The following is a 13,850-nucleotide window of genomic DNA, read 5'->3' as shown; positions in this document are numbered from 1 at the left end:
GACCCGAAGACCGCGACCATGATGGCGCCGGCGTCGGCGGCGATGATGGGTGCGCGTCGCGCCCCACCTGATTCTCAGGCTGCGAAAAGGTCGAAGGTCGAAGTGCGCCGGGCCCCCGAGATGACGTCCAGTTGCGGGTCGACGGTGAGCATGGCTTGATGCAGCCGCTGGAGCTGTGGCGAGGGCTCGACCCCGAGATCGCCGATGAGCCGCACGCGCAGTCTGCGGTACACCTCCAGTGCCGAGGCCTGCCTGCCTGACCGGTAGAGCGCCACCATGGCCTGCGAATGCAGCCCCTCGTGCTGAGGGTGACGTGCGGTCAGTTCTGCCAGTTCGGCCAGAAGCTCGCAATGTCGTCCGAGCCTCAGGTCGGCGTCGATCCGCCGTTCCACGGTGACCAGCCGGCTCTCCTCCAGGCGCATGACCTCGATCTCGAGGATGGGGCCCACCTGTACGTCCACCAGTGCGGGCCCGTTCCACAGGCCGAGCGCCTGGCGGAACCGGTCGGCGGCCACGTCGTTGGCGCCCGCCTCGAAAGCGGATTGCCCCTCGGCGACCAGGAGTTCGTACTGGTGAACGTCCACGCTGTCTTCGGGTATCTGCAGCAGATAGCCCCCGTGCCGAGTCGCGAGAACGTCCTTGGCGCCACCGGGTGCGCCTGGGCCCATCGCCGTGCCAAGTCTCCTGCGCAGCTGAAGGATGTACGTTTGCAGGGTGGTGAGCGCGCTCCTCGGCGGCTCCGTTTCCCAGATCTCTTCCATGAGCGTCGGAACGGGCATCACCCGCCCCGGATAGAGCGCCAGGAGCGACAAGATCTGTCGCGGCTTACCCGCTGTCGGAACAATCGAACCCCCGTTGACTTCAGCACTCAACGGACCCAGAACCTGGATCTTCACGTTCCCCTCCGTACCTCGTCGAGTCGCTCTTCGAGTTCCTCTCAGTGGCCAGAAACAAGCACCCCGAGCCGCAGCCCCACGCAGGTCGTTCGCCAAGGACAGGACAGCCGCCCGGCGCACTCACGGGCGATCGGAAAGCCGGTCCGGACAGCCGGTCCGGACAGCCGATTCCTCCTGAAGCGTCCGGGCCAGCCAGTGGGTGAAATGGATGAGCGGCTTCAGCGGCGAGACACCTGCCGCCTCAACTCCCCCACCCTGTGCAGTTTCTAGCTCCCAGTCCGACGATTACAAAACAGGACGGACGGTTTGTCAATACGAGACCGTTCGCGCTGTTTTTAACGGGGGAGATCAGCGATGCTCGGCACCTACTGACGCCGACATTTCCTACTAATCGGCCCCAACAAGCCTGCTACATGCAGTAGTTGACGGTCTAACGAGTCGCTCCTGCGCCCCCTCAAGCCCCGAGAGGCGCGGAGCGCCCCTCCCGCGCGGGCATCAGAACAGCCAATAAAGCAGACTCAGCGGGCTGTTTATCAGGGCGCAGCGCCCCGATGGGCTACGGCGACGGGCTACGACGGGAGAGTTCGCTCAGACCGAATCGGCCCGGGAGGCCGCGGCCTCTTCCTGGGCATTCATCGCTTCTTCGTACACCTCTTGGCCCCGCTCCGGCCGGAAGTCCAACTGTACGAGCACCCCCGGCACCGCAACGGACGCCATCAGGTACTGCTGGAGTTCCGACACCCGTGTCGTCATGTCCGCGTGCCCGGACATGATCTTCGACACGATCTGGACCCCGGTGAAACAGCTGGCGAACAGCCACGCGGCAGCGGCCACATCAACATGCGGAAGCAGTTCCCCGCCCGCCTTCGCCTTCCTCAGTACGGCTTCGTTGAAGTCGAGCCACGCCTGGATCGGCACCTGCCGGTTCAGGCCGTCCCGCGCGCCCTGCTCGACGGTGAGCCGGACGCTGCCCCGCACCAATGAGTCCCCGCGACTGAGCAGGTAGGCCAGCACCAGGGACGTGTCCAGCCCCTCTTGCAAGGTCAGCTCCCGATGCGGGATCGGGGGCAACGAACCGACCTGGGCGGCCAGGACCGCCTGTGCGAGCTCGTCCTTGGACGTGAAGTGGAAGTAGAGCGCGCCCTTGGTCACGCCGGACCGCTTCAGAATCTCGGAGATGGTCGCAGCCTCGTACCCGACCTCGTCGAACACAGCAGATGCCGCCATGAGGATCGCCTGCCGTGTCCTGATGGCCCGCTCTTGCTGTGCCACAACATCCTCCTACCAGTCCAGCGTCGGCAGGATCAGTGAGAACGAAATAAACCGGCGCGTACGTACCATACGGGCGTTCCCCGCGGCCAACTCGCGCTTCGGCCAGCACTCCCGACTGAACATGCCGTCCATCATGGTCGCCCAGAAGGCCCCGCGAGGAAGAGAATAAAACCTGGCGACCGGTTTTCCAATGCTTTCCGGACAGCGTAAAGCGCTCGCGCCCCGGCCCGAGCCTACGGCTCACGGCCGCCTAGCGCGTGCTGCCGACTGCCGACGACAGCAGCGGACCGTTCGTCGCCGACCTGCGCCGGTGCCAGTACCCGTACGTCAGGATGCCGAGCATCGGGCCCCACAGAACCAGAGGGGCGTAGGCGGCGTAGAAGTAGACGGTCTCCCAGCCACCAGCCTTGCTCGGGAAGTCGGCCGGCAGCGGATCGCCATTGGTCTTGGACTGGGTGGCCGTGGTGGCGATCGCGATGACCGTGAACATCAGGGTCAAGACCGTCGCCCCGATCGCGGCCGGGACGACCGCGGCGGCCGTCGGTACCCGCCGCCCGCGCACCCACGGCATCCAGCGAGGGAACACCTCGCCCCAGCGGGCGACCAGCCCGACGGCCATGAAGGCGAGGATCTCGGAGACGAGGGTGAGGAAGACGACGTAGCCGTTCACCGCCCAGTCCGCGATCGCCCCGCCACGCTTTTCCGCGGCGAACAGCACGCCCAGGCGCCAGATCCCGGAGGGGAGCACCACCAGCGGCACTGCGTAGGCCACCCGGCGAGCCCAGCGCGGCACTCCCGCGGCGGGCTCGTGCGCCGCGCGCCATGCCTGTCTCAGGCGGCCTTCCCGGCGTGGCGCGTGTGCCGGTTCGTCGGTTGTCGTGCTCGGCCTGGCCCGGAACATCCGCGCTCCTCACGTCCACGGGCCGGAGCGGCCCGTACGCTTCGAGACTCGCAGCCGAGGAGCCAGGTCAGGATCGCTCCACGGACCGAACAGCCTCCGCCGGGCGGGCGAGCACGAATCCGGGCGCTCCGCCCCGGGAATGACGGGCCACCGGCGGGAGTTCCGTCTCGCCGAGGTGCCGCGCGACTGGTCTGCTTTCGCAGAGGTTTGCCGGGTTGTGTTCAGGCGGTGGCACGTTGCTGCAAGGCCGTGACGGCGGCCGTGGAGGCGATCACAGCCAGGATGGACAGGGCGGCGATGAGCGTGCGCAGTCGCCGTGTGCTGCGGGCGGCTGCCCACCACACACGGCGGCGGGCAGCGGTGCTTGCTCCTTATGGGAGTCACCGCCGCGACCCTGTGCGGCGTGACGAGCTCTGCATTCGCTGTTCCGGCAACCGCCGCCACGCCGCCTGACCGTTCCGGGCTCGGCGCGGTGGAGAAACTTTCCGCGGCTGAGGTGAAGGCCTTCGAGCAGCGGAGCCCCGACAAGGCCGCGCGCCTCAAGGCCGACTCCGTCCGCCGTCATGACGGAGTGGCCGCCAGGGGACGTACGTCAAAGACCACAACAAAGCCAGTGGGAAGTGCCTGGCGATCGGTAGCAGCAGCCAGGACAACGGCGCCCACGCGATCCAGTGGGAGTACACCGGCAGCAACGGACAACGCCTGGTACTGACACTCGCCTGGCGGGACCACCCGTACCCAAGAGCGACCTGTGAATCGAAGGCGCCCCCCGGGACGCTGGACCGGCCCAGGCGCTGCCTCCTCGCAGGAGGGGCGTCGTCGAGGAGCACGTTGGCGGACGTACTCCTCGACGACTGGCCCAGCGTCCGGCTCCCCCAGGCGCTTGACAGCTTGACATGAGGTCGGCTGCGTAGGCCGATGCCGCGGGCGAGGCGCTGGACGACGTGACGGCGGCATCGTCGGTCCTGGCGGCGTCGATGACAAGGGTCATCGGTGGCAACACGGTTGGGGGGGGCGCAACCGGAGCCCGGTTCGTCGCCACATTCGGTACCACCACGCGGAAGTGCACGCTGGACCGGGAGGATCAGTACAGGGCACGTTTACCGCGCCGCCGTCAGTGGCACCAAGGCCGCCACACTGGGCCGCCACCCGCCCTGTCCTCCTCATGTCCAACAGCGCGTCGCACACAGGCTCGCTCCCCTGAGTATTGATTGTCCCGCAAAAGATCTATGCGAGGCAGCAGCGGTGCGCTACCCCATGACCGCGCGGGCCGCGTCCAGAAACGCCGACCGGTTGCCCTCCAAGTAGTCCCGCACGCTTTCACCGTCGGGCAAGCCGTGCCACACGGTTCTGTTGAGGTCGAGGAAGTGCGCGTGTGCGGCGTCATGCACAGGAAGGGGAAACTGGATACGGAGGAGCCTATCCGCGACCCACAACCTGTACATGACGTCCCGGGTCGTGAGGTACCAGTCGTCTGTGTCTTCCCAGTCGGACGGCCGGGTGTAGGCGCAGCGTTCCGCCTCTGCCGATACCTCGATGAACCGCTCCAGCAGCCCCAGCCGTTCCGCGCGTCGGGTCTCCGACAACGCGGTCCGTTGCCGCTGCTGTTCGGCGCGTTCCGCTGATTGCTGAGTCCTGTGCTGAACGAGGTAGGACAACACGCCGCCGAGGACGACTCCGCCCAATGAGATGAGCGAAACCAAGACTTGACCTGCCATGCCGATCATCGTTCCACAGCTTCGAGCTTGGGGAGGATCTCCGACCGGCCCCCGTTCCGAAGCGACCCGCGGCAGGTCAGCGACGGGCCGAGGCGGATCTCCGTCAACGGCCCTGGCTACCGCCTCAAGAACCGGCTCACAGCCGTCGCACGCGACCAGGACAACGGGGCAACGGGCAACGGGCAACGCAGCCTCATAGTTCATGTGGCCGACAATGAGCGACGGACGTCCCCGAACTGCTCGAATCAGCTTCCCTGCTGGAGGAGCTCGGCGACGCACGTTCGCTCCCCCTGGCCTATTGGGAGCAGCTCGCCGAAGCGGCTGAGCAGCTCCGGCTTGAGCGGAGCGCGGCTTGGTGCCACTGGCGGTGCTCCGAGCTGCGCAACGGCATGATCCGGGCAGATCTGACGCTCCGTCCTGCCGCCGAGGCGCGACGCACGACGCCAGTCTCCGGTGCCGGTGTTCTGCGACCCATGTGGGACATCGGACAACACCTCTCACCCACCGGCGAACGTGCGGTCAGCATCGCCTCGCTCTGGGGCGAGGGCATGCCCGTTCGGGAGCCCGGCGGCCGAGCCACGGTTCACCTCGTGCCCCTCACTCCCTCCATTGGACGCACGTCCGGTCCGGCCAGCAGATCACCAATCACGAGGACCGAACCGTGGCCGGCACCGCGCGACGGCCGGCGCCGTTCGCCAAGGGTGTCGGCACCATACTCCCGGGGTTCTTCGCCCGCTCAGCCTCACCTTCTGCGCCGTCAAAGGGGCAAGCCCGCACCGCTCGGCCAGACGCATCACCGGGACCAGCCCGGCATACGTGACAAGGTCGAGCACTGGATCGGCTGCCAGCCGGCGGATCAGTCGAGTATGAGGCTCATATACAGTGCCGTCTCCCCCTCGGACTCGGTACCGCTGTAGAGGGAAGTGTCCAGGCCGCAGAAGGTGAACCCCAACCGCTGGTAGGCGCGGATGGCCGGAGCGTTGATGTTCGTCACTTCCAGCCACACGTGCCCGGCACCGCATTCCTGGGCCCAGCCGATGGCATGACGCATCAGTGTCCGCCCGATTCCCCTGCGCTGGTACGGGTGGGCCACCTCGATATCGGCAATAGTCAGCCGCCGGTTCCAGGGCTCATACTCTGTGTCGACGTAGCCGCACACGAGTTCGCCATCCAGCGCGACAAACCGTCGCTTGCCTTCCGATGCCTCATCGGCCTCGGGCTCGTCGTCGGGGAAGACCTTGTGAACCGGTGGGTCCAGCCGGGCGGGCCGAATGGTGAACCCGCCTTCGGAGCCGACCACTTCGAAGACGGTATCCGAGCTGAACTCACCCTTGATGACGGTGGACTTGTCCCTCTCGCTCTCCGCCACGCGATAGGTGATTGCCTGCGCCGCCTCACGTTCGGCTGCTCTACGGTCAGATGAGATCACTCGCTCACCGTACCGGTCCGGTGCACCACGGCGGCCGGACCCGACCCACCAGCTGGATCAGCGGCAAATTCCGGCGACGAGATGAGGGCCTCGCGTGGGGAACGGTGTCGGTCGGCCACCAGGTGCCGATGCGGGTCGGGGCCGCGTCGACACGGTCGGCCGTCGCTCGCACCGTTCGTGCTCGTCGGCCGACGACCGCCTCCGACTGCCCCGATCGCGTGAACCCGAGCCCCGCCTCCCCTCGGCCTCCCCTCGGCCGCCCCCGGTGAAAAGTAGGTTGGCCACCAACCTGCTCCTGCCGGACCGGGCGATCCCGAAGGAGCGAGTATGGCGACCGATGTGACCCAGCCGACCGTCGCGCAGGTGACCATGACGCTCTCCGCGATCGCGGCGAGCGGCGCCACCCCGCGCCCCTCGGGCGAGACGCTCGCGGAACAGAGCACGCGGATCGTCCTCGGCGTCAACCGGCAACTGGCGGACACCTCGCTCGCGACCCAGGGCACCTGGGTCCTGTGCTGGCTGGCGGTGAGTCCGGGCAACGCCAACATGGCCTACCTCGCCAAGAACACCGACGGCTCCAACTCGTTCGCCGTGGTGATCCGTGGCACGGTCGGCAACGTGCCCGATCTGCTGGAGGACCTCGACGTCGGCAACGTGGTCCCGCTCAACCTCGTAGGGATGCCGTCACCGGTCCAGGTCTCCAAGGGGGCGATGAAGGCGTTCTCCCAGGTCGTCACCATGAGCACGGCGGGTGTCACCCTGGCGCAGGCGCTCGGCACCGCCCTGGGACAGGCGCAGCCGAACCCGACGGTCTACGTGACCGGCCACAGCCTGGGCGGCTGTATCGCGACCATGGTCGCCCCGTACCTGCAGACGCTCACCTGGCCCGGCGGGAAGCCGAACTTCGAGCTGCACACCTTCGCCGCCCCCACCGCCGGCGGAGAGGCCTTCGCCGCCTACGTCGACTCCCTGGAGTGGCAGGCGAATGAGCGCCACTACAACATCAACGATCTGGTGCCGCAGGCCTGGAACAACCTCGCGGCGGCCACTCAGTGGTACCCGAGTCCGCCGGGCCCGGCGGCGGACGACGATGTCAAAGCCGTCATCTCCACGCTCGCCGGCCTCCCCGGCCCCAACGTCTACGCCCAGCCGGGCAAGGACGACCAGCTGAACAAGACCTACCACCCCGTCGACCCGAACGTGGTGAAGCGGTCAACCCAGGACTTCATGGGCCAGGCGGCCTTCCAGCACGCCAACTCCACCTACTTGGGCCTTGTCGGCGCGCCTGATGTGCAGTCGGGTCCCGTGGTGACCCTCGTCACCCCAGTCGGCAAGGGCGGCGCCCCCGTCGAGATCGTCGGCAGCGGGTTCAGCCAGGGTGTCGTGGTCGACTTCGGCACGGTGTCGAGCACCAGGAACTACGTCTTGCGCGACGACGTGATGGTCGCATGGGCGCCCGAGGGCGTCGGCGTGGTCGACATCCGGGTCACCAGCAGTCTGGGCACCTCCCCGGCCGTCCCGCGCGGCCAGTTCTGCTACGGCGGCGGCGCCGCCGTGCTGGTCACCGATATCAGCCCGGACAGCGGCCGGGCCGGCGACCAAGTCCAGGTCGACGGCGTCTACTTCGGCCCGGACTCCCGGGTCTACTTCGGCGACAATCTCGCCGAGCTCCTCGAGTACGGCACCGAGCAACTGATCGTCAAAGCGCCCAGACCCACCATCGCCGTCGGCAAGTCCTCGACCGTCAACATCACCGTCCTCTCGAGCAACTACTCATCGCCCGCGAGCCCGGCGGACGAGTTCACCTACCTGGAGTGAGACCAGCCCTGAACCGGTTGCCGCCCGGCGTGGTGCGGCGGGGTGTTCACGTCAGCCAGATCTGCCGTATCACCATCAGCGCCGCCAGAACGACGATCACGACGGCTTCCCACCACAGCAGTCGACGGTCGCGCTCGGCGTCACGTCGGGTGCCTTCGGTGAAGCGCGCTTTCAGTTCGCCTGTCGCGCCGTCCGGCGTGGACAGGTCCCCGGTCGAGCCCGAGCGGGTGCGGTCACTGGTCGTGGGTCCGGCCGCGTCGGCGTTAGGGGCGGGCGGCTTGCCCACCTTGCCGGTCTTCTCCGTCCGCCCCCAGGTCTGGTCGGCGCCCCGCACCTGCATCAGGAAGGCCGCGAGAGAGCAGGCGGCGAGGACCGACCCGTAGCCGACGAGGTGGACCAGCGGGCGGGACAGGAAGCGTGCCCGGGTTCCCGTCAGGCACTTCGCGAGCCAGGCCAGGGGCAGGCAGAGGGCCAGCCAGCAGTAGGCGAACAGCATGAGCGGGTGCGGCGAGTCACGGGTCAGCCCCAGTCCCAGACGGTCCAGCCAGGGCAGCGTCACCGCGGGGACGGCGGTGACCACGAGGAAGAAGCACGAGATCAAGCCGGGGAAGATGAGCGCTTCGCGCCAGCAGCGGCGTGCGGTGCGCGGGTCGACGACGAGACTCAGGAGCGTGACGAAGAGATAGCTCAGCAGGTTCACGACCCACAGCGCCTTGAAGGCGAACCACGAGCTGCTGGTGTCGGTGAAGAACAGGAAGAGCAGCGCGGCCGAACTGAGCAGCATCAGGAACGGCGTCAGCAGGACCGCGAACCACATCAGCCCGAAGAGCCAGGATCCCAGCCGGTTGTCGCCGGTGAGACGGCCTCGGAACCACAGTTTTCGGTAGCGCCGCGTGACTTGGTAGTTGCCCCGCGCCCAGCGCAGCCGCTGGCGCCACAGTCCGGTGAGGGAATCCGGTTCCTCCGCCAGGACGAGCGCGTAGCCGTCGAACACGACGCGGTGGCCGGCGAGCTGGCTGTCGAACGTGGTGACGGTGTCCTCGGCGAGCGTGCTGGTGTCGAAGGCGCCGCCCAGAGCGTCGAGGTTGGCCCGGCTGTGCAACTGCGCGCCTCCGGCCAGGCAGGCCACGGCGCCCAGGACGTTCTGGGTGCGGCGGGCCGAGGCCTGGGCGGTGATGTACTCGTAGGCGATGTACCGGGTCAGATAGTTGCCGCGCCGGCCGCTGCCCTCCTGGATGTAGGCGGTCACCGCCCCCACCCGCGGGTCCGCGAGGTGCCGGGCCATCCGCCATAGTGTGTCCGGTTCGAAGACGACGTCCGCGTCCATCACGAGCACCGCCTGCGCCCAGTCGTCGGAAAGGACGTGCCGCAGCCCGTGGTTGAGGGTGTGGGCCTTTCCCTGCCCGCCCTGCTCGCGCCGCAGGTGCACCACCGCACCGGGGTGGGCGCGCGCCAGACGGGCGAGCACGGCCGGGGTGTCGTCGGTGCTGGCGTCGTCGATGACCACGACGCGCAGCCGGTCAGCGGGGTAGGCGGAGGCGAGAAGGGTGTCGACCGTGGTGGCCAGTACGGCGCCCTCGTCGCGGGCGGGGATGAGGACGGCCGTCCTGGGCAGGTGCAGGGCGGTACGGCGGTAGACGCCGCGGTAGCGCTGGAGGCCGACGAGCAGGAACTGCCCGAGCGCCGTCAGCAGGGGCATCGCTCCGAGGAAGACGCAGACGAAGGCGACGGTGTGCGCGATCGCCGACAGGGTCCTCACGGCATCGCCCCGCCGTCGCGGTGACCGCCTGCCGCGCCGTCCGGGCCGCCGAGTACGGAGATCGCGTACGACCAGGCCCCCACGGCTGCCGCTGTGTGCGCGTCGCTGCCGGCGACGAGACGCACGCCGTGCCGGCGCAGAGCCTCCAGTACGGCGGGTCCTGGACAGTGCCACTTCTCGTTGGCCTCGACGGCCGTGCCGGTGTCGCGGCAGGCCCCGGCGATCCGGGCCAGCCGGTCCGGCCCCACCTCTTCCTCGCTCAGTCCCGCCTTGGGCAGCACGCTGAACAGGTGCGCCAGATGGCTCGTACAGGAGGCGGGTACGGTGTGGACGGCCGCGACGGTCGCCTCGGTGAGCGCGTCCAGGGCCTGCTCCCGGCCGAGTTCCCCGCTGGTGAGCAGGTCGCTCACCTCCTTGGGTGCCGCGGGGCCGCCGGGCAGGGGGAAGCGGTGGTCGGCCACGGCGACGTGCCGGACGCCCGTCAGGTCGGGCGGCAGATCGAGGCGCCCCGCCGTGTCGAGGATCTTCACCTCCACCCCGCACACCACCCGCAGGTCAGGAGCGGCTCGCCGGGCCGCCTCGCGCACCGCCCGTGTGTACTCGGGCAGCCAGCGGGTGTCGCGGCGGACGTGGTCGGTGACGTAGAGCGTGCGCAGCCCCGCAGTGGCCGCCGCACGGACCATGGCGTCGAGAGTGTCGCGCCCGTCGGAGAACGCGGTGTGCGTGTGGAAGTCCTCCGCGAGCGCCGAGTCCGCCGGGATCACGCCCGGCCCGCCACGGTCCCCAGGCCGTCCGGTGCCAGCACCACGTCCTGCCAGTGCCGCACCGCCGACAGTTCGCGGTGGGTGATGTGGCCGGGCAGCCGCTCGCCGAGCAGTCCGGCCACCGCCCACTGCGGCATCGCGACGCCCGCCGCGACCGTCAGCGACATGCCGCCGGGCGGGCGGGGGTTGACCTCCAGCAGCGCGGGCCGCCCCTCCCGGTCACCGCGGACCTGCACGTTGCAGATGCCGCGCAATCCCACGGCGGCCGCCACGTCGACGGCCAGGCGCGACAGGTCGGGCCGAGCCATGATGTGGCAGGCCACGACGATGCCCGAGTCGGTCTTGTCGCGGGAGCGCGGGACGGCGGCGCACGCGGACCCGTCCGGACCGACCAGCACGTCCACGGAGTACTCGGTGCCGGGGAGGAGTTCCTGGAGCAGATACGTGCCGTCGTGCGGCAAGGGGTCCGCCGCGCCCGGGGTGTCGACCGTGCGGATTCCGCGCGAGCCGCTGCCGCGGCGGGGCTTGGCGACGGCAGGAAGCCCGGCGGCGAAGCGCGACGCGGCACCGTCCTCCAGCAGCACGGTGTGCGGCACCCGCACGGCATCGCGGCAGGCCCGTACCAGCTCGTACTTGTCCAGGCACCGCTCCAGCGCGTCCGGGGCGGACACTAGCACCCGCACCCCGGCCTCGGCGAAGGCGGCCTCGGCCCTGGCCAGGGGCACCAGCTCGGTGTCCACCGTCGGCACCAGGACGTCGACTCCCAGCCGCCGGCACAGGCTCAGCAGCGCGTCGGCGTACTCCGGGGCGTCACCGCGCGGCAGCAGCCAGCGCCGCTCACAGGGCAGCAGGTAGAGACCGGCCGCGTTGGCGTCGATGTCCCCGGCGAAGAGGTCGCACGAACTGTCGAGCGCGCGCAGGAAGCACACACCGGACGGGCCTCCCGCGCCCGTGACCAGGACGCGGGGTCGACGGCCCAGAGGAGCGGACAGGTCGGGAAGCGGCGGTCGGGGGTCGTTCACACCAGGGACCTCTCGATCTCGGCCGTGTACCGCATGATCTCCAGGGGCTCGGCGAACTTGTCGTTGGTGAAACGGCCCCAGTACCGAGCGGTGGCGCGGATCAGGCCCACGTCGAGGTACGGCCGCGTGGTGGCCTGCGAAGCGTGCCGGGCGATGGCCGCGAGCTTGGCCTCCACATCCTCCTCGCGCAGACCGATGTACCGGTTCGGAGTGAAGTCTGCGGTCGCGGACGGCGACTGGTAGCAGCCCACCCGCGGCACCTTGCGGGCCGCGACCAGGGTGGCCCGGTGCACGGCCCGGTGGTCCTGGTGCGTGTCCCGCACCGAGTGCACCAGCACCACGTCCGGGTCGATCTCGCAGATCACGCGCTCGATGGCCTGCACGGTCTCCGTCTCATCGGCGATGTGACCGTCGGGGAAGTCTTCCAGGTGGAATGAGGTCGTCCCCAGGGCGGTCGCCGCCTCCCGCGCCTCGTGCGCCCGCCGGCCCGGCTCCCCGCCCCACGAGCCGTGGGACAGCGCCATCATCGACACCTGCCACCCGTCGCGTACCCGCCGGTGGATGAGACCGCCGGCGCCGATCTCGCAGTCGTCGGGATGCGCCCCCACGACCAGCATGCGCGGAGCCTCCGCACGACCCGTCGGCGCCCGACGCGTGCGGTGCACCTCCCGGGCACGGCGTACCGCTGTCGCCAGCTCGTCACCGGGGGCGTGTCGCTGTACGACGTCGACCGCGCCGCCGCGCAGCGCCAGCAGGGTGTTCGACGCCGTCACGTTGTCCGTGGTGAGCACGGTCACGGTGGCCGGGAACTCCCGCTGCCACGTCTGGAGCAGTCCCTGCCGGCGGCCCGGGTCCGGCTCAAGGGCCTCGTGCCAGAGAGAGACGTGCCAGGCATCGGGCCGGCTCCGCAGCACCTCCAGGAACTCCGTCTCGTCGACGGCCTGCCCGACGGGGTGCGCGCCCCTCTCCCGCAACTGCGCGGCGAGGTGTGCGGCGACTCCGGGGTCCCGGTCCGCCACCAGGACGCTGATGCCCCGCAGATCCGCACCGCCCTGCCGCGAGGTGGGGGAACCGGCCAGGCCCCGCCCCTCCGTCTCGGCCGCGCCGTCGTCCTGCTTCACCATCCGTCCTCCCGTCGGCAGACGCCACTGACGAGTGTCGCCCCGCCCCCGGCGGCCCGCAGTTCGAGGAGGGCATCCGGGCCACCGGCGCTCAGCCTCCGGCGGACGCCCGCTCACATTGCGGAAGCACCGGAGACCGAGGACTCCCGGACGATCAGGTGGTGGGGCAGTTGCTGGGTGGTGGTGACCTTCTCGCCGGCGAGGACGGATACCAACGTGCCGACGGCCCGGGAGCCCAGCTCGTCGAGGTCGAGGGAGACGGCGGTCATGGAGGGCTGAAGGTGTGTCAGGACGCCGACGTCCTCGCAGCACACCACGGCGAAATCGTCGGGGACCCGCCGTCCGAGGTCGGCGGCGGCCCGCAGGGCGCCGAGGGCCATCGGCGCGTTGGCGGCGACGAGGGCGCGGGTGTGGGGCCTGGCGCGCAGGAGCCGTGTCACAGCCGCCCTGGCCGGCTCGGTCTGGTAGTCGCCGGTGACGTACATCCACTTCTGGGACACTCGGCCGGCCCGCCGGCAGGCGGCGATGTATCCGGCGCCCAGCCGCGCGGACAGTGCGGAGGTCCGGCGGCCGCCGAGGAAGGCCACCGGCCACATGTCCTGTTCCAGCAGGTGCCGGGTGGCGTCGGCACCCATGGCCGAGTGGTCGCAGGCGATGGCAGGGACCACCGGATCGTCGACTTCCGTGCCCGTGGAGACGACGATGACGCCCGCCTCCAGTGCGGAACCGATCGCCGCGCGCACCGAGGCGGCGGTGAGGTCGTCGGCGGTGGCGATCAGTACACCGTCGACGCCTCGGTGCGGCAGCTCGCGGAGGAACCCGGCCAGGCGGTCGGGCCGGTTGTCGAGATCGTAGATCAGTACGCCGTAGCCGTGCTTCTCCGCGGCTTTCTGCACGGCTTTGGTGAGCTGTCCGTGGAAGGGCTGCGAGATGTCACCGACGCACAGGGCCAGGGTGTCGAAGGCGCCCCTGCGCAGGTTGCGGGCGCTGACGTTGGGGCGGTAGCCCAGCTCCTCGATGGCCTGGAGGACGCGTAGCCGCTTGTCCTCCGCGACCGCTTCGGGGGCGTTGAGAACCCGCGACACCGTGGTCCGCGATACCTGGGCGCGCTGTGCGACATCGCTGATCGTTGCCATTCCTCACCTGTCCG

11 protein-coding genes and 1 pseudogene are annotated in these 13,850 nt (G+C 69.6%); 2 read left to right on the top strand and 10 right to left on the bottom strand.

Annotation, left to right across the window (positions count from 1 at the left end):
* Positions 1-74 precede the first annotated feature (74 nt).
* From ACZ6JY_RS32785 to ACZ6JY_RS32770, 4 genes are all read right to left on the bottom strand, one after another.
* Positions 75-896: an AfsR/SARP family transcriptional regulator gene (locus ACZ6JY_RS32785; RefSeq protein ID WP_469201787.1), complete on the bottom strand. Its 822-nt coding sequence runs from the start codon at positions 894-896 to the stop codon at positions 75-77.
* A 588-nt stretch (positions 897-1,484) separates the two neighbouring features.
* A complete protein-coding gene (locus tag ACZ6JY_RS32780) occupies positions 1,485-2,168 on the bottom strand; it encodes a ScbR family autoregulator-binding transcription factor (protein WP_469201785.1) in 684 nt (227 codons plus the stop codon).
* A gap of 250 nt (positions 2,169-2,418) precedes the next feature.
* Positions 2,419-2,961, bottom strand: coding sequence for a hypothetical protein (locus ACZ6JY_RS32775; RefSeq protein WP_469201961.1), 543 nt, complete (start codon positions 2,959-2,961; stop codon positions 2,419-2,421).
* A 1,358-nt stretch (positions 2,962-4,319) separates the two neighbouring features.
* Positions 4,320-4,796 carry a hypothetical protein gene (locus ACZ6JY_RS32770; protein WP_469201783.1) on the bottom strand — a complete coding sequence of 159 codons (477 nt, stop codon included), beginning with the start codon at positions 4,794-4,796 and terminating at the stop codon, positions 4,320-4,322.
* 245 nt (positions 4,797-5,041) lie between these two features.
* Here ACZ6JY_RS32770 and ACZ6JY_RS32765 point away from each other — a divergent pair.
* Positions 5,042-5,463: pseudogene (locus ACZ6JY_RS32765) on the top strand (hypothetical protein); the annotation flags it as partial.
* A 180-nt stretch (positions 5,464-5,643) separates the two neighbouring features.
* Here the strand turns inward: ACZ6JY_RS32765 and ACZ6JY_RS32760 are convergent.
* On the bottom strand, positions 5,644-6,216 hold the full coding sequence (locus ACZ6JY_RS32760; RefSeq protein ID WP_469201780.1) for a GNAT family N-acetyltransferase: 573 nt from the start codon (positions 6,214-6,216) through the stop codon (positions 5,644-5,646).
* A gap of 327 nt (positions 6,217-6,543) precedes the next feature.
* Here ACZ6JY_RS32760 and ACZ6JY_RS32755 point away from each other — a divergent pair, with 327 nt between their 5' ends.
* Positions 6,544-8,034 carry a lipase family protein gene (locus ACZ6JY_RS32755; RefSeq protein ID WP_469201778.1) on the top strand — a complete coding sequence of 497 codons (1,491 nt, stop codon included), beginning with the start codon at positions 6,544-6,546 and terminating at the stop codon, positions 8,032-8,034.
* 46 nt (positions 8,035-8,080) lie between these two features.
* On the opposite strand, the gene ACZ6JY_RS32750 is transcribed toward ACZ6JY_RS32755, so the two are convergent.
* From ACZ6JY_RS32750 to ACZ6JY_RS32730, 5 genes are all read right to left on the bottom strand, one after another.
* Positions 8,081-9,793: a glycosyltransferase family 2 protein gene (locus ACZ6JY_RS32750; RefSeq protein WP_469201776.1), complete on the bottom strand. Its 1,713-nt coding sequence runs from the start codon at positions 9,791-9,793 to the stop codon at positions 8,081-8,083.
* The gene (locus ACZ6JY_RS32745; protein WP_469201774.1) at positions 9,790-10,557 is read right to left on the bottom strand and encodes a PHP domain-containing protein; all 768 of its coding nucleotides are present in this window, start codon (positions 10,555-10,557) and stop codon (positions 9,790-9,792) included. Before ACZ6JY_RS32745 ends, ACZ6JY_RS32750 begins: the two co-directional genes overlap by 4 nt.
* Entirely contained in the window at positions 10,554-11,579 is a 1,026-nt protein-coding gene (locus ACZ6JY_RS32740) for an ATP-grasp domain-containing protein (RefSeq protein WP_469201772.1), read from the bottom strand. Before ACZ6JY_RS32740 ends, ACZ6JY_RS32745 begins: the two co-directional genes overlap by 4 nt.
* Positions 11,576-12,703, bottom strand: a complete 1,128-nt coding sequence (locus ACZ6JY_RS32735; RefSeq protein ID WP_469201770.1) for a PIG-L deacetylase family protein — start codon at positions 12,701-12,703, stop codon at positions 11,576-11,578. Before ACZ6JY_RS32735 ends, ACZ6JY_RS32740 begins: the two co-directional genes overlap by 4 nt.
* A gap of 110 nt (positions 12,704-12,813) precedes the next feature.
* A complete protein-coding gene (locus tag ACZ6JY_RS32730) occupies positions 12,814-13,836 on the bottom strand; it encodes a LacI family DNA-binding transcriptional regulator (RefSeq protein WP_469201768.1) in 1,023 nt (340 codons plus the stop codon).
* Positions 13,837-13,850: the final 14 nt, after the last annotated feature.

Source organism: Streptomyces sp. NPDC046335, assembly GCF_055587985.1.
Note: the sequence above shows the minus strand (reverse complement) of the source record. Positions and strands in the feature narration are given on the sequence as shown.